General features: G+C 66.2%; 15 protein-coding genes. 10 read left to right on the top strand and 5 right to left on the bottom strand.

Going from position 1 to position 14,093, the window contains the following annotated elements; translation table 11 throughout:
• The first annotated feature begins 88 nt into the window (after nt 1-88).
• The 3 genes from GDR53_RS02505 to GDR53_RS02495 are packed head-to-tail and all read left to right on the top strand — an operon-like array spanning nt 89 to nt 2,060.
• Complete coding sequence (locus GDR53_RS02505; protein ID WP_193336538.1) at nt 89-451, top strand: helix-turn-helix domain-containing protein; 363 nt, start codon at nt 89-91, stop codon at nt 449-451.
• Complete coding sequence (locus tag GDR53_RS02500) at nt 441-935, top strand: DUF6456 domain-containing protein (RefSeq protein ID WP_193336537.1); 495 nt, start codon at nt 441-443, stop codon at nt 933-935. The genes GDR53_RS02505 and GDR53_RS02500 overlap by 11 nt, the downstream gene beginning before the upstream one ends.
• A gap of 54 nt (nt 936-989) precedes the next feature.
• The gene (locus GDR53_RS02495; RefSeq protein WP_193336536.1) at nt 990-2,060 is read left to right on the top strand and encodes an acyltransferase family protein; all 1,071 of its coding nucleotides are present in this window, start codon (nt 990-992) and stop codon (nt 2,058-2,060) included.
• 1 nt (nt 2,061) lies between these two features.
• On the opposite strand, the gene GDR53_RS02490 is transcribed toward GDR53_RS02495, so the two are convergent.
• Together GDR53_RS02490 and GDR53_RS02485 are read right to left on the bottom strand one after the other, a co-directional pair.
• Nucleotides 2,062-2,487, bottom strand: coding sequence for a SufE family protein (locus GDR53_RS02490; RefSeq protein ID WP_193336535.1), 426 nt, complete (start codon nt 2,485-2,487; stop codon nt 2,062-2,064).
• A gap of 195 nt (nt 2,488-2,682) precedes the next feature.
• A complete protein-coding gene (locus GDR53_RS02485) occupies nt 2,683-2,976 on the bottom strand; it encodes a hypothetical protein (protein ID WP_193336534.1) in 294 nt (97 codons plus the stop codon).
• Nucleotides 2,977-3,350: 374 nt separating this feature from the next.
• Here GDR53_RS02485 and GDR53_RS02480 point away from each other — a divergent pair, with 374 nt between their 5' ends.
• The 3 genes from GDR53_RS02480 to GDR53_RS02470 are packed head-to-tail and all read left to right on the top strand — an operon-like array spanning nt 3,351 to nt 6,652.
• Complete coding sequence (locus GDR53_RS02480; RefSeq protein ID WP_193336533.1) at nt 3,351-5,126, top strand: PAS domain-containing sensor histidine kinase; 1,776 nt, start codon at nt 3,351-3,353, stop codon at nt 5,124-5,126.
• Entirely contained in the window at nt 5,123-6,313 is a 1,191-nt protein-coding gene (locus tag GDR53_RS02475) for a peptidoglycan-binding domain-containing protein (protein ID WP_193336532.1), read from the top strand. The genes GDR53_RS02480 and GDR53_RS02475 overlap by 4 nt, the downstream gene beginning before the upstream one ends.
• Nucleotides 6,314-6,652 (top strand): DUF1491 family protein, encoded by a 339-nt coding sequence (locus GDR53_RS02470; protein ID WP_193336531.1) that lies wholly within the window; start codon nt 6,314-6,316, stop codon nt 6,650-6,652.
• Between the two features lie 40 nt (nt 6,653-6,692).
• Here GDR53_RS02470 and GDR53_RS02465 read toward each other — a convergent pair whose 3' ends face one another.
• Nucleotides 6,693-7,838, bottom strand: a complete 1,146-nt coding sequence (locus GDR53_RS02465; protein ID WP_193336530.1) for a DUF2336 domain-containing protein — start codon at nt 7,836-7,838, stop codon at nt 6,693-6,695.
• Nucleotides 7,839-8,189: 351 nt separating this feature from the next.
• On the opposite strand from GDR53_RS02465, the gene GDR53_RS02460 reads away from it, so the two are divergent.
• A complete protein-coding gene (locus tag GDR53_RS02460; protein WP_193336529.1) occupies nt 8,190-9,014 on the top strand; it encodes a hypothetical protein in 825 nt (274 codons plus the stop codon).
• 11 nt (nt 9,015-9,025) lie between these two features.
• Here GDR53_RS02460 and chrA read toward each other — a convergent pair whose 3' ends face one another.
• Both chrA and GDR53_RS02450 read right to left on the bottom strand, forming a co-directional pair.
• A complete protein-coding gene (gene chrA / locus GDR53_RS02455) occupies nt 9,026-10,405 on the bottom strand; it encodes a chromate efflux transporter (RefSeq protein ID WP_193336528.1) in 1,380 nt (459 codons plus the stop codon).
• A 110-nt stretch (nt 10,406-10,515) separates the two neighbouring features.
• Nucleotides 10,516-11,418: an AraC family transcriptional regulator gene (locus GDR53_RS02450; RefSeq protein ID WP_193336527.1), complete on the bottom strand. Its 903-nt coding sequence runs from the start codon at nt 11,416-11,418 to the stop codon at nt 10,516-10,518.
• A 98-nt stretch (nt 11,419-11,516) separates the two neighbouring features.
• On the opposite strand from GDR53_RS02450, the gene GDR53_RS02445 reads away from it, so the two are divergent.
• From GDR53_RS02445 to GDR53_RS02435, 3 genes are all read left to right on the top strand, one after another.
• Complete coding sequence (locus GDR53_RS02445; protein ID WP_193336526.1) at nt 11,517-12,278, top strand: SDR family oxidoreductase; 762 nt, start codon at nt 11,517-11,519, stop codon at nt 12,276-12,278.
• A 129-nt stretch (nt 12,279-12,407) separates the two neighbouring features.
• Complete coding sequence (locus GDR53_RS02440) at nt 12,408-12,758, top strand: ArsR/SmtB family transcription factor (protein ID WP_193336525.1); 351 nt, start codon at nt 12,408-12,410, stop codon at nt 12,756-12,758.
• A gap of 91 nt (nt 12,759-12,849) precedes the next feature.
• Entirely contained in the window at nt 12,850-14,049 is a 1,200-nt protein-coding gene (locus GDR53_RS02435) for an MFS transporter (protein ID WP_193336524.1), read from the top strand.
• Nucleotides 14,050-14,093: the final 44 nt, after the last annotated feature.

Below are 14,093 nucleotides of genomic sequence, written 5' to 3'. Positions count from 1 at the left end.
GGCCTGAACAGCTTGTGCCACTTATCACCGCCCGCTTGCCAAGCTTCAGAATATAGGAATTAATTCCTTTATTCGCTGAGGCTCGCTCATGTTTCCTTCCATTGCCACGACAGCCATTGTCCGCCCACCGGTCAGCCCCTGCGCCTGTGACGACGTCATCGCGCTGATTGCCCGCGCCAGGCAGGTGCCGATTCGCCTGCTGACCCACCCGTCGCGCTGCCGCCACGAGACGGCTCGCGCCCGCCAGCTGGCCATGTATCTCTCCCATGTCGTGCTCGGGCGCAGCCTGACCGAGATCGGCGATGCCTTTGGCCGCGACCGCACCACGGTGGCCCATGCCTGCGCCGTCATCGAGGACCTGCGCGACGATCAGCAGTTTGACGCCGAGGTCACCGCGCTCGAACATCAGCTGGAAGCCCGGCGCGACGGGGAGATCCTCCATGCCCACTGACGAGAGCCCGATGACCCCGCTGGCCGGCACGCGCGATAGCGACGGCACGTCCTTTCTGCAGCCCCATCATGTATTGGCGGCCAGCCGGCTGGAGCGGCTGATCCGGAAGGCCCAGCTGGCGCCGCGCCTGACCATGTCCTACGACCCCGGCCGCACCGGCGAGCACCGGCAGGCCGGCAGCAGCGCTGCCGACATTGCCGACAGCGCCAGCCATGCCCGCCAGATGCTGAACCAGCTGGCGCTGGCTTTGCCGGACGATTGCTGGAACGTGCTGTTTGACGTCTGCGGCCTAGGCAAGGGCCTGCAGCTGGTCGAGACCGAGCGGCGCTGGCCGCGCCGCAGCGCCAAGCTGGTGCTGCGCATCGGCCTCAGCCAGCTGGCTGCCCATTGGGGGCTGATGCCTCAGGCGCAGGGCGCCGAGCAGGGCACGGTACGCGGCTGGCGCAGTCAGCGGCTGCCCATTATCTCTTACGCCGGTTCTTAACTACGTCATGATCGGTAATGTCGGTTTTCGCCGGTCTCATGCTAGGCGTTTTGCATGCGACACCGGTTTCTGACGATCCAATATCTGCGCGGTCTGGCGGCGATGCTCGTGCTGGCATCGCATGCGCTGCTCTATCCGCTGGTCGGCGAACATCTTGGCTATGGCCGGCTCGGCTGGCTCGGCGTGATTCTATTCTTCGTCATCTCGGGCTTCATCATGGTGGTGGTGACCGGCGAGGAGCGCTTTTCCGCGCGCGATTTCCTGCGCCGCCGCTTCATCCGCGTCGTGCCGCTCTACTGGATCGCCACACTGCTGGCGGCGGCTTTGGCCTTTGCCGCCCCGCAGCTGTTCAAGACCACCGTCTATGACGGCACGCAACTGCTGCTGTCGCTGCTGTTCATCCCCTTCTACAACCCGGCCAGCGGCGGGCTGCATCCGCTCTACAAGCTGGGCTGGACGCTCAATTACGAGATGTTCTTCTATGTCTGTTTCGCGCTGCTGGGTTTCCTGCGTGTCGGGCCGCGGGTGCTCTGGCTGACGCTGGCCTTTACCGGCCTGGCGGGGCTGGGCCTGCTGCTGCAGCCGCAGGCGGCCATTCCCCAGTTCTATACCAGCTTCATGCCGCTGGCCTTCTGCGCCGGGGCCTGGCTGGGCCTGGCCACCCTGCGCGGCACGCTGGGCCGGTTGTCGAGGCAAGTCACCGCCGCCATCGCCGTGCTGGGGCTGGCGGCGCTTGTCGAGGGTTTTGTCTGGGATCGCCACCTGGTCGAAGACGGCGGCGCCTTTGTCGGCCTGCTGGTCTTTGCCGCGGCGCTGGTATTGCTGGCGGTGCGCTTGGAGCCGCGCCTGAAGCGCCTGGCGCTGTTCGAGCAGATCGGCGACGCCTCCTACTCGATCTACCTGTCGCATATCTATGTCGTGGCCATCCTGTCGGGCATTGCCTTCAAGCTGCTCGACCCCGGCAATCTGCTGGTCGACCTGGCCATTGCCGCCCTGACCCTTGCCGGTGGGGTTGCGGTTGGCTGGGTGCTCTATCGCCGCGTGGAACAGCCGCTGCTGGCGCGGGTCAGCCGCCTGCTCGGCGGGCGACGCAAGCCGGCGATGGCGGCCGCGGCGGCCGAATAGCTCAGCTCAGCGCCTTGCCCTCGGACCGGATGCGGTTGACCATGGCGACCAGGCCATTGGAGCGCTGCATGCCCAGATGCTCGCTGAGCCCGACCTTCTTGAACCATTCGATGGCATCGGTCTCGGCGATCTCCGTTGCCGGCCGCCCCGAATAGAGCGCCAGCAGCACCGCCACCAGGCCCTTGGTGATGATGGCATCGGACTGGCCGGCAAAGCTCATTACCGGCGTGGCGCCCGAATGGTCGGCGCTCGACACCAGCCAGACATTGGAGACGCAGCCCTTGACCTTGTTGGCGTCGGTCTTGTCGGTCTCGGCCATCGGGGGCAGGGCCTGGCCCAGCTCGATGAGGTAATTCAGCCGATCCTCCCAGTCGTCGAGGAAGGAGAGGTTTTCGGCAATGTCCTGGAAGGCAGCGGGTTCGGTCATGAAACCTATCTAGGTCGCGCGCGCCGGACCCGCAAGCGGCAAGCGCGGCGGCGATGGGTCGCGTGATCCGATCGGCAGGCAAAGAAAAGCCCCAAGCACGGGGCAGCGTGCTTGGGGCAGGGCCAGGGTTGCTGGAGTGACCCGCTTGGGGAAGCGAGGCGAACCCTGGTGTCGATATCGGGCGCGGGGCGCCCGTTAACCCGCCCAGTCCGGCCGGGGCCGGGGTATGGGGGCCAGACGTGTGGTCGACGAGGCATGCATGGGCGTGCCGACCGGCGGGGAAGCGTTAAGCGCTGCGGCGATCACCGTCTTGCCGCCGAGGCAGGCAATGTCGGCGCACTCGACCTTGTCGATCTGCTGGCTCACCGCCTTTGTGCCGGCTGCCATGGCCTGCGCCGCCAGCGCCTGGCCATCGGGCAGGTCAACGCCGGGCGCAATCACCATATAGGCGGCTGTGAGCCAGAAGACGGAACGAACAACGACAAACATGACAAATCCTGATTCCTGCAGGTTATGCGGTCCTGCAGTATCCAAGCTAAGCGGGCCCGATTAAGCCAGGCTGGGACAATTCGATAAAATTTGAGGCAAATGCCAATGGCTTTGGCAGCCTCTGCAACACCTTGTTTACGCTAACCCCAGAAAGGACCCTCCAGGGGGCGGGCCAAGCCTTTGGCAGGCCCAGATTTAAGCTCGCCTTAGCTCTTGGGCGCCAGTGTGACTGGCAACAGGACCCGAAGTTCATTCGGGCCGGGTCGGGCGCGGTGCGCCGGGTTCGGGGGTGCTTCAGCACCGTCACCGCAGGCGTCGTGATAGTGAGTATTGTGTATATGCGTAGCCTCTTCTCTTTCGGCGCAAGCAAAGAGATGCCCCTGGCCATCGCTGGCTCCGGCCATCGGCCGGAAATGCTGCGTCGCAAGACGCTCGCCAACAATTCACGCATTGCCATTGCCGCCAGTGCCCTCGTCATGCCGCTGGCCATCTACTGGCTGGTGACCGGCACCGTACTGCCCTTCCTGCTCGCCGCTGCCGCCCTGGCCAGCGGTCTCATCACCCTTTCCCTGCACCAGCGCCACGCCTTTGAACTGGCGGCGGCCGGACAGGTCTATACCCTGCTCGGGCTCGGCCTGCTGCTCACCTTGGCCGACGGCCAGATCGGCGATACCGGCATGGCCGTGGCGCTGATGGGCCCGGTACTGGCCGCCTTGCTTGGCCGCGCTGCACTGCGCCGGCACAGCTGGCTGGCCCTGGTCGCGGTCGTGGCGCTGGGCATCATCGCCGCAGCGCTCGGCATACCCGGTTCGGTGCCGCTATCTGGCAGCCTGACCCTGGCCGCCGCCGTCACCTTCCTGCTCAGCGTCGGCGTGGTCATCCACACCGCCAACCGCATCAACTCGGCCTATGAGGTCTATGACAAGGCGCAGATGACCGCCTATCGCCATCTGATCGAGCACGTGCAGGACGCCGTCATCCGCTTTTCCAGCGATGGCGAAGTGCTGCTGGCCTCGCGCTCCTCGGAGGCCCTGTTCGGCTGCCGCCGCTATGAGCTGACCGGCGCCAGCCTGGGCGAGCGCATGCATGTCATGGACCGGCCCGCCTATCTCACCGCCTTTGCCGATGCCAACCAGGGCGGCGAGACGCGGCTGATCGAAGTGCGCATGCGCCAGGATGACCCGCATGCGGCCGGTTCGGTGCCGCGCTTTCTCTGGGTGGAAATCAGCCTGTCGCCGGTCATCGACGAGCAGACCGCTGGCCTGCGCCATGAAGTGGTGGCGCTGTTCCGCGACATTACCGAGCGCAAGGACAATGAGGCCGCCATGCTGCAGGCCCGCCGTGCCGCCGAGGAGGCCTCGAGCGCCAAGTCGCGTTTCCTTGCCACCATGGGCCACGAATTGCGCACCCCGCTCAATGCCATTGTCGGCTTTTCCGAAATGATGAGCACCGGCATCGGCGGGGAGCTGTCGCCCACGCACCAGGAATATGCCGGCCTGATCCACCAGAGCGGCAAGCACCTGCTCGAAGTCGTGCGCATGCTGCTCGACATGTCGCGCATCGAGGCGGGCAAGTTCGAGCTGCAGAACGAGCCGTTCCGGCCAGACGATATTGTCGAGCCCTGCTTTGCCATGGTTGAAACCATGGCCAAGGAGCGCGAAGTGCGGCTGATCAGCTCCATCGAGGACAACCTGCCGCTGCTGCATGCCGATGAACGGGCCTGCCGGCAGATCCTGCTCAACCTGGTCTCCAATGCCATCAAGTTCAGCTATCCCGGCAGCACGGTGAGCGTTACCATGCGGCGGCAGGGGCAGAGCCTGAACCTGTCGGTCATCGACCAGGGTGTCGGCATGGCGCCCGAATCGCTGGCCCGCATCGGCGAAGCCTTCTTCCAGGCACAGAGCGGCCATACCCGCCCCTATGAGGGCACCGGGCTTGGCCTGTCCATCGTCAAGGGCCTGGTCGATCTGCATGACGGCACGCTGCGCGCCATGTCAGAGATTGGCTCGGGGACAACCCTGACGGTCTTGCTTCCGTTAAACGGTCCGGCAATAAAGACCGAAGAGACTGCCACCATCACCCCCTTCCGCAGAGAATCAGCCGCCGAACGCAGTACCCCATGGCCAGACGTAAAAAGAAGAGCGCAATGACAGCAACCACCTTCACTCACTTGCCCCTGGCGGCAGGCAGCGCTGTCGCGGCCTCACTCGGTCGCGCCGGTCTGTGGCTGCTGGCCCGCTACATGCGGGCGCCCCTGGCGTCCACCGGCCTGCTGGTGCTGGTCAGCCTGACGGCACTGGCCGCCAGCAACGCCCTCTACTTCCAGACCGCGCGCCACCCCGCGCCGTTCTTCGCCCCGGCCCGCGACGTGCCCGTCGCCGTCACCGCGCCGGCTGACGCGCCCGCTTTGCCACCGCTGCCGACCGAGCGCAGCGCCGTGCTGGCCCCGCTGCCCGCGTCGGCGACGACGACCGAGACCACGGGCGGCATTGCCGCGCCGGCCCCGGTCGTTCCCGCCGCGCCGGTGGGCAATCGCGACGCCTTTGCCGTGCAGAAGAAGCTGACCGAACTGGGCCTGTTCAACGGCACCGTGGACGGATTTTACGGCCCCATGACCGCCAATGCGATCCGCGCCTTCGAGGAACGCAACGGGCTCGAGCCGACCGGCGCGCTGAACCCGGCCGTGGTCGATGCCATCCTCAAGGCCGATGCCGCCGGCATCATGCCGGCGCCCCAACAGGCGGCCGCCGTTGCGACCCCGCCGGCGCCCGTCACCGCAAGGCCCGCCCCGGTGCAGCAGGCCGCCGTGACCCCGCCCGAAAAGGTCGAGGTGGTTGCCCGCGTCGCCAGCCTCACCCCGGTCGACACCGCCGTGGATACGGTGGGCAATGCTGCCGCCCAGACCATTGATTCCATCCTGGCCGCCGTCACCACGACGACGCCCGCCGCCCAGGGCACCACGCCTCGTCCGGCCGTGGCTCTGGGCAGTTCTGCCCCGGTGGCTCCCCAGCCCAAGCCGATCCAGGTCGCCTCGCTCGAGCCCATGATGGCCCCGGCCGCAGCGCCGGTCGCCGCCCCCGTCGCCGACGTGGCGCCGCAGCAGGTCGCCACGACCACGGCCTCCACGCTGGCCCCGGCCAATGATGTCGAACTGGTCAGCAAGATCCAGCGCGGCCTGGCCAGCCTGGGCTTCTATCATGGCTCGATCGACGGCCATCCCGGCGATTCCACCGCTCGCGCCATTCGCGAATTCGAGAACTTCCACAGCTACAAGCTGACCGGCCAGGTCAAGCCCGACCTGGTGGTGCTGCTGCGCGACGCCGGCGCCGCGCTTTAGGTGAGCCTGCTGCGCAGCGATATCTGGTGCGGGGTTTTTGTCAGGCGCCATAATGACCTGGGCCATATGTGCGTGGTCTCCCGCCGCGGCGACCCCATTGCGGGCCAGGTCTTCATCGAAGTCGATCACCTCGACGGGACGCAGTCCCTCTATACGCCCGCGCCGCTGCTCAGCCGCAGCGACGACACTGCCGGCCTGGTATTCCAGCGCCGGCTGCACCGCGTCGAGCCGCCCAAGGTGCGCGAGCGCATTGCACGCGAGGTCGAGTTCGATCCCGATCTATGGGTGCTCAGCCTCGACCTGCGCGGCGACGATATCGGCATCGATCTCGCCAACTGACCGGCACAGTCTAGCCCGCCCCAGCAGGGCGGGGACAGATCTAGCTGGCGCGCTTGATGCCGATGCGGGCCAGGGCCTCGATGGCCTGTTCCACCACGGGATTGTGCGCCGGAGCCAGGCTCTGCGGCGTGCGGCGGCTGACTTCGGTGAAGGGCTTGTATTCCGGCTTGGCCAGATCGAGCAGGTTCACCTCGCCGCGCCAGGCGCTCATCAGGTAAGCCATTGAATCGGGCGTCACATTGCCGAACATGGTGGCGAAATCGGCCAGGGCCCGCGAGCGGTCGGCGTCGTGGCTGGTGGCGTGGATAAGTACCTTGAGCCCGTCATAGGCACTGCAGCCAAATGCGCGCAGGATGACGAAGAGGGCGGCGCCGGTGACGTCATGGGCGATCTGGCCGCAGCGCACTTCGTCGAGGCCCGTGATCTGGCTGAGCAGCTTGGTGACCTCAGGACGGCGATTTTCCGAATAGAGCTTCATCAGCGCGCGGGTCAGCTCGGCATTGGCCACCGTCAGCTGCTCGATGGTCTTGCGGATCGGCGCCACGGGGGTTTCGCGATGGGCAAAGGCCTGGATGACCTTGAGCCGGTCGGCATCGGAGAGATCAAAGAAGGCCGGGGCCAGCAGGGCGGCGTCGAAATCGCTGCGCTTGGCCAGCGATTCGGCGACCATGTGGTCCATCTGGGCCGAGCGGGCCAGGGCGCTGAGATAGGCGCCGCGCGGCACGATGTGGTCATTGCCTGCCAGCGCACGATAGACCTTGCGCGAATTCATCTGGAAGAGCTTGGCCAGCACCGCATTGGAAAGGTCGGGGCGGGCGGCGATGGTGGCGGCGCCGGGGACATCATAGCGGGCGACGATGCCCAGCATGGTCTGCTCGCTCAATTCCTTGGCATTGCTGAGGAATGTGTTGAGGTCCTCGCCGATATTGTCGACCACGAGGCGCTCCAGCGCCGGCGACAGGACATCGGCGCGACCCAGGATGGCGGCACCCTTGGCCTTGGCCTGGGGCCCGGCGATGGGGAACAGCCGGCTGGCCAGGGCCTCAAACTGTTCCATTTCGGGAGAAGTGGCCTTGCCGCGGCGGGTATAAGCGTCGCAAGCGGCGATCAAAAGCGTGTTCGTCCGGTCGATGCCGCCGCTTTCGATCAGCAGATTGAACGTCTCGTAGGGCTGAAAACCAAGCATTTGCACAACCGTCACTTCGGAATCGCATCACATTCGATGTGTGACCACCTTTGCCGCCAATTCGTTAGCAGACTGTTAACCTTGACGATCTCTTAATGGGGATAAGGAGCACGAGGGGCGTCGTGCGGACCGGTTTGCAACACGAGACGCTGTCTCCAGGGAAGGGGAAGCGAGTTCGATTGGAGAATAGCTTGGGAAAGCTCGTCAAATTCGATGGTCGACGCAGCTTGCGCGCCGCTGGCAAACCCGGCCCTGCCGACGCCCAGATACTGATGTTTACCGGGGTGCGTTATGAACGCGGGACGCCATCGCTGCCCAGCAAGACCGTTGACCCCCGGCCCAAGCGCAAGCGTGGTTGATCGTCGTCGCCCTTTTCTGCGCCTGGTCACCCTTGTCGCCCTGACCGGCCTGCTGGCCGCCTGCGTCGCCCGCCCGACGGGCGATTTCGGCCGCGCCCAGCCCGGCGTGCTGCATGATACCATGATGCCCTATGCCGGGGACAGGATCGCGCAACTGCGCGGCGACCCGGTCTCCAACTTCAACCAGACCGACCAGGAAAAGCTGATGCATGACCGCGTCTGGCGGTTCCTGATTGCCCCCCATGCCAAGGACTGGCTGTTCGACACCTCGGTGGAACTGCAGCGCACCCGCATCGTGCCGCCCAAGGACGAGCGCTATCGCACCGACCGCTATTACGCCTGGCTCAAGGGCACCCCGTACCAGTCCTCGCGCACCCGCTACAGCACGGTGGGCGCCAATATCACCAGCGATATCGATACGATACCGACCACCTTTGCCGCCATCTGCGCGGTGATCGAGGTCGATCGCCAGCGGGCCATGGCCCTGGCCAGCCTGCGCAATGACCTGCCGGGCAGTGCCGGTTCGGACGTCGCCGCCCGCAAATACGAGAATGACGCCTTCATCGCCTGGTTCGTGCGGGCGCTGAACTACCGCCATGAGAGCTATGCCTTCGCGCTCGATAGCCTCGTGGTCGAAACCCCGCACGAGCAGTCGCTGGCCGTCGATGATGCGCTGCAACGCATGTCCATCTTTGTCGTGCGCGCCAATCGCCGCGATTTCTGCGGCGACGGCCACGGCCAGCAAAGCCGGGGCACTGTCGTCATCCCGTCACGCTTCCAGCATAGCGGCGACAACGAGATCATCCAGATCAAGTAGGACGGCAGTGGCTAGAAGGGCAGCAGCTGCACCAGCAATCCGGCCAGGCCACATATGGCCAGGGTCCAGAGCACGCCCAGCTTGAGCCGGAAGACGCAGAGCATGGCCAGCGCGGTTAGAGCGAGTGCCATCCAGCTCACCGAGGACCAGTCCGGGCTGGCCAGATTGAGCGGTCCGAGCTGCAGCGTATCGACGCGCGCGAAATTGACATGCAGACCTAACCAGACGGCCAGGTTCAGGATCACCCCCACCACGGCGGCGGTAATGGCGCTGAGCGCGCCGGACAGCGCTGCATTGGTGCGCAGCCGCTCGATATAGGGCGCGCCAAGGAAGATCCACAAAAAGCAGGGCACGAAGGTCACCCAGGTGGTGAGCATGCCGCCCAGCAGCCCGGCCAGCAGTGGCGTCAGTCCGCCGGGATCGCGATAGGCGGCGAGGAAGCCGACAAAGCTAAGCACCAGCACCAGCGGCCCCGGCGTCGTCTCGGCCAGCGCCAGGCCATCGAGCATTTCGCCGGGCTGCAGCCAGCCGAAATTCTGCACCGCCTCCTGGGCCACATAGGCCAGAACGGCATAGGCGCCGCCAAAGGTGACCACGGCCATCTGCGAGAAGAACAGCCACAGCCCGGCCAGCGTGCCCGACCAGCCCATTACGGGCAGGATCAGCGCCAGCGGCAGCAGCCAGAGGCCGAGCCAGAGCAGGACGGTGCGGACAGCCACGGCCAGCGGCGGGCGCGGTTCGATAAAGCCGTCGCCGATCACCGAGGGCAGATCCGGCACCGCCGCCCGATGTGCCCCGGCGGCAAAAATGGCCGGATTGATGCGGGTGCCGACATAGCCGGCCAGCCCGGCGGCCAGGATAACGAGCGGGAAGGGGATGTTGAAGGCAAAGAGCGCCACGAAGGCGAGCCCGGCAAGGCCCAGCATGACGCCATTCTTGAGGGCCCGGCGACCGACCCGGATCAGCGCTTCGATGACGATGGCCAGCACCGCCGCCTTGAGGCCGAAAAAGAGGCTGGCCACCCAGCTGGCCTCGTAGAGGCTGGCATAAAGCGTCGAGAGGGTGAGGATGACGACGAGGCCTGGCAGCACGAAAAGCGTGCCGGCAATGATGCCGCCACGCGTACCATGCAGCAGCCAGCCGATATAGGTGGCCAATTGCTGCGCCTCGGGGCCGGGCAGCAGCATGCAGAAATTGAGGGCATGCAGGAACCGGCTCTCGGAAATCCAGCGCCGTTCCTCGACCAGTTCCTTGTGCATCAGGGCGATCTGCCCGGCCGGACCGCCAAAACTCAGCAGGCCAATTCGCGCCCAGACGGCCGTCGCCTCGGCCAGGCTCGGATGGGGCGGGGCGACGAGAGGCAAGGGGGATGGCTGGGCGGGTTCGGTCATGTCGGTCCCTTGCCGGTCATCGGCCAGTTAGCGGTTTGGTGATGGCAGCATCTAGCCGGCGATACCGCGCCTGATAAAGCACATGCCCGACAAGCCCATGACAGGCAAGACTACGCCCCCGTCTCGCGCGCATATTGCGTGGGCGGCATGCCAACCAGGCGGGTGAAGGCGACGCTGAATGCGCTGGCCGAGCCATAGCCGACGCGTTGCGCGATTTCCTTGATGCCACCCTCCCGGCGGCGCAGCAGGTTCTTGGCCATGGCCATCCGCCAGGATTGCAGATAGCCCATCGGCGCAATCCCGACTTCGCGGCGGAAACGGTCAAAGAACACCGAACGCGACAGGGCCGCCTCGTTGGCCAGTTGCTCGATGGTCCAGTCCCGCTCGGGCGCTTGGTGCATCAGCCGGATGGCGGTGGCAAGGCGCGCGTCTGCCAAGCCGCGCAGCAGGCCGGGGCTGGCAATGGAATCCGAGGCCGAGCGCAGCGCCTCGATCAGCAGTACCTGCAGCAAATGTTCAATGATCATGTCGCGGGCCGGCCTGGTGTCCTGCGCCTCGTTGCGGATCAGTTGCACCATCGTGGCCAGCCGCTTGAGGCCGCGCACATGGATGATGCTGGGCAGCAAAGCGAGCAGTAGGCCGGCATCGGGCGAGCCAAACTGCAGATGACCGACAAGCGCGCGCATATTGGGGGGACCGTCCGGGTCACCGTGCCGAAATTCGTCGGTCAACTGGGTGGTCCGCGTTGGTCCGAAGCCGCCACCCGCATCCGGCCCGGTATTACTCGTGGTGAAGCTCTCGGTGGCCGGCACCAGGATGAAGTCGTTTTCCTCCAGGGTCATCGGCTCCTGCCCATTGATTGTCATCTGCAATGAGCCCTCGAGGAGCACGCAAAACAACGGCACGCCATTGCCGCGGCCTTCGATGCGCCAGGTGCCTGAGCCACTGGTCGCTTTGGAAAAGGGCAGGCTGGGCTGGAGCAGGGCAACGACTTCGGCGAATGGATCGATCATGCCGGACTAATTCAAATGAATACTGGATTATCCATTATAGCAAGTCTGGCAGGGGCGGTCCACATCAGAGGTGTTCAACGCAAGCAAGGAATTGCCTCATGAAAACCGTTCTCATTACCGGCTGCTCGTCCGGCTTCGGGCTCGACATCGCCAAGCACTTTCTGGCGCAGGACTGGAATGTCATCGCCACCATGCGGACGCCGCAAAACGATATCCTGCCAGTCTCGGACAAGCTGCGTATCCTGTCGCTCGACGTGACCGATGCGGCCAGCATAGACCGGGCTGTCGCCGACGCGGGGCCGATCGACGTGCTGGTCAACAATGCCGGCATCGGCTGGCTTAATGCCCTCGAGGGCACCCCGCTCGAGGTGGTGCGCGATGTCTTCGAGACCAATACCTTTGGCACCATGGCCATGATCCAGGCGGTGCTGCCGCAGTTTCGCGAACGCCGGGAAGGGATGATCGTCAATGTCACCTCCAGCGTCACCTTTGGACCCCTGCCGCTGCTCTCGGTCTATACGGCCAGCAAGGCGGCGGTGAATGCCTTTACCGAATCCCTGGCGCTTGAACTGGCCCCATTCGATATTTCCGTCCGCATCGTGCTGCCTGGCGCCGCGCCCGGCACCAGCTTCGGCAAGACGGCGCGGGGGCGAATCCAGGACCGCGGCGGCTTTCCCGCGGCCTATGCCGACTATGCCCAGACCGTGATGGGCCAGATGCAGAACATGACCGGCACGCTGACCCAGTCGACCGACGTGGCCGAGGCGGTTTGGCGCGCCGCAACCGATGCTAGTGCCCCGATGCACCTGCCCGCCGGCGCCGACGCCATTGCGGCATCCGAGGCTCGCGCCGCGCACTAGGCTGTCCTCTCGAGCTCCGCTGTCGGTGCAACCCGGCGGCGGGCCTCGAGCCGGGGACGGCGCCAGCACGACGTGCCGACTATCGGGCAGGCTGTTGACGCTGTCGCGCCCAGGGTCGAAAAGAAGGCCATGACCCGCAGCCCCGCCGCCATTGCCAGCCTGCCGACTACGCTTGACGTGGTCGCGCCCGACCCACTGCTGGTCAATGGGCTGATGGCCCTGGCCGATCCGACGCGCTTGCGCATTCTGGCGGCTTTGCGGCTGGGCCATGAAAGCTGCCGCCATATCGAGGGCTATGTCGGCATCCACGTCTCCGACCTGGCGCGCCAGCTGGGCATGACACAGCCGGCCGTATCCCAGCATCTGGCGCGGCTGCGCCAGGCCGAGCTGGTGCAGGTCACGCGCCAGGGGCAGTTCGCCTATTACCGGCGCAATGAGCCGGCTCTGCAGCGCCTGGCCGCAACCATGACCACCCTTTAGGTCGATCATGCTAACCCGCGCCTGTCGCGGGTGGACTCGCTCTGCACTTTAACATAAGCCTATGCGCATACATTTATAGATTGGTATTGCCATGCGCACCTTTGCCGCCCTTCGGGCCATTGCCGCCCCGCTGATGGGCTTTCTGGCCATGGGCATTTTCTGGGGCGTCTGGGGCGCGCTGATCCCCGCCATCAAGGCAATGGTCGGCGCCGATGACCGGGCCTTCGGCCTAGCTTTGCTCTGCGTCGCTTTGGGCGCCGTGCCGGCCATGCTGGTGGGCGGGCGGCTGATCGACCGCATCGGTCCGCTCCTGCTGCCGGTCAGCGTCCTGCTGTTTGCCCTGGCGGTGCTGCTGCCCGGCCTGGCCCAGACGCCTTTTGCCCTGGGGGCGGCACTGCTGCTGGTCGGCATGGGCTCGGGCCTGATGGACGTGGTGATGAATGCCCGCATCAGCGCCATCGAGGCGGCGACCGGGCGCCGCGCGATGCATCTGGCCCATGGGCTGTTCGCGGCCATGTACCTGATCGCCGCCTTCGCCACCGGGTTTGCCCGCAGCGCCGGTATCGCGCCGCTCAGCGTGCTGCTGCTGGCCGGCGCCGCCATGGCCGGTCTGGCGCTGCTGTCGGGAATGTGGAGCGGGGCGGGGCAGGCCGCAGCTGCCTTGCCCGAGACGGGCAAGCCCGCACTGCGCCGCTTTGACGGCACGGTCATGCTGCTCGGGCTGATCGTCTGCGCCGCCTTCATTGCCGAGAATGGCTGGCAATCCTGGAGCGCGCTGTTTCTCGAACGCGAATTGGGCGCTGAGCCCTGGCTGGGCAGCGCTGGACCGGCTGTTGTGGGCCTGGCTTTGGCCGTGGGGCGGCTGGGCGGACAGGCCGTGGCCGAGCAGGTCAGCGACCGCACCATGCTGGTGGGCGCCACGCTGCTCGCCATGACGGGCGGGCTGCTGCTGGCGCTGGCGACGGGGCCGGTTGTGGCACTGCTGGCGCTGTTCATCGCCGCATCCGGCGTCTCCGTGATCGCGCCCTCGGCGCTGAGCCTGGCCGGGCGCCTGGCGGCACCGGAGCGGCGCGGCGCCGCCGTCGCGGCCGTCGGTGTGATTGGCTATACCGGCTTTTTTGCCGGACCGGCTTTGCTGGGCCTGGTGGCCGACGGCTTCGGCCTGCGCCTGGCGCTGGGCGCCCTGGTCGGCGTGCTGGCCTTGGTGATCCCGCTGGTCCTGCTGCAAGGGCGGGTGGCCGGCAGGAGCGTGCCGTCGGCTGATCGGGCAGACCAGCATCCGGGCCCCTGACCACCCCCACCTAGCCTCCCCCTGAAGGAGGAGGGACCGCCCGG

The sequence above is a fragment of the Devosia beringensis genome, assembly GCF_014926585.1.
GTDB lineage: Bacteria > Pseudomonadota > Alphaproteobacteria > Rhizobiales > Devosiaceae > Devosia > Devosia beringensis.
The sequence above is the reverse complement of the archived record's forward strand: the minus strand, read 5'-3'. Positions and strand labels throughout refer to the sequence as shown.

What these genes read in the sequence shown, in the direction of transcription:
- GDR53_RS02450 (WP_193336527.1), bottom strand. Translation starts at nt 11,418, where the DNA reads ATGATCGATCCATTCGCCGAAGTCGTTGCCCTGCTCCAGCCCAGCCTG.
- GDR53_RS02440 (WP_193336525.1), top strand. Translation starts at nt 12,408, where the DNA reads ATGACCCGCAGCCCCGCCGCCATTGCCAGCCTGCCGACTACGCTTGAC.
- GDR53_RS02475 (WP_193336532.1), top strand. Translation starts at nt 5,123, where the DNA reads ATGACAGCAACCACCTTCACTCACTTGCCCCTGGCGGCAGGCAGCGCT.
- GDR53_RS02465 (WP_193336530.1), bottom strand. Translation starts at nt 7,838, where the DNA reads ATGCTTGGTTTTCAGCCCTACGAGACGTTCAATCTGCTGATCGAAAGC.
- GDR53_RS02500 (WP_193336537.1), top strand. Translation starts at nt 441, where the DNA reads ATGCCCACTGACGAGAGCCCGATGACCCCGCTGGCCGGCACGCGCGAT.
- GDR53_RS02445 (WP_193336526.1), top strand. Translation starts at nt 11,517, where the DNA reads ATGAAAACCGTTCTCATTACCGGCTGCTCGTCCGGCTTCGGGCTCGAC.
- GDR53_RS02490 (WP_193336535.1), bottom strand. Translation starts at nt 2,487, where the DNA reads ATGACCGAACCCGCTGCCTTCCAGGACATTGCCGAAAACCTCTCCTTC.
- GDR53_RS02435 (WP_193336524.1), top strand. Translation starts at nt 12,850, where the DNA reads ATGCGCACCTTTGCCGCCCTTCGGGCCATTGCCGCCCCGCTGATGGGC.
- GDR53_RS02495 (WP_193336536.1), top strand. Translation starts at nt 990, where the DNA reads ATGCGACACCGGTTTCTGACGATCCAATATCTGCGCGGTCTGGCGGCG.
- GDR53_RS02505 (WP_193336538.1), top strand. Translation starts at nt 89, where the DNA reads ATGTTTCCTTCCATTGCCACGACAGCCATTGTCCGCCCACCGGTCAGC.
- GDR53_RS02480 (WP_193336533.1), top strand. Translation starts at nt 3,351, where the DNA reads ATGCCCCTGGCCATCGCTGGCTCCGGCCATCGGCCGGAAATGCTGCGT.
- GDR53_RS02485 (WP_193336534.1), bottom strand. Translation starts at nt 2,976, where the DNA reads ATGTTTGTCGTTGTTCGTTCCGTCTTCTGGCTCACAGCCGCCTATATG.
- chrA (WP_193336528.1), bottom strand. Translation starts at nt 10,405, where the DNA reads ATGACCGAACCCGCCCAGCCATCCCCCTTGCCTCTCGTCGCCCCGCCC.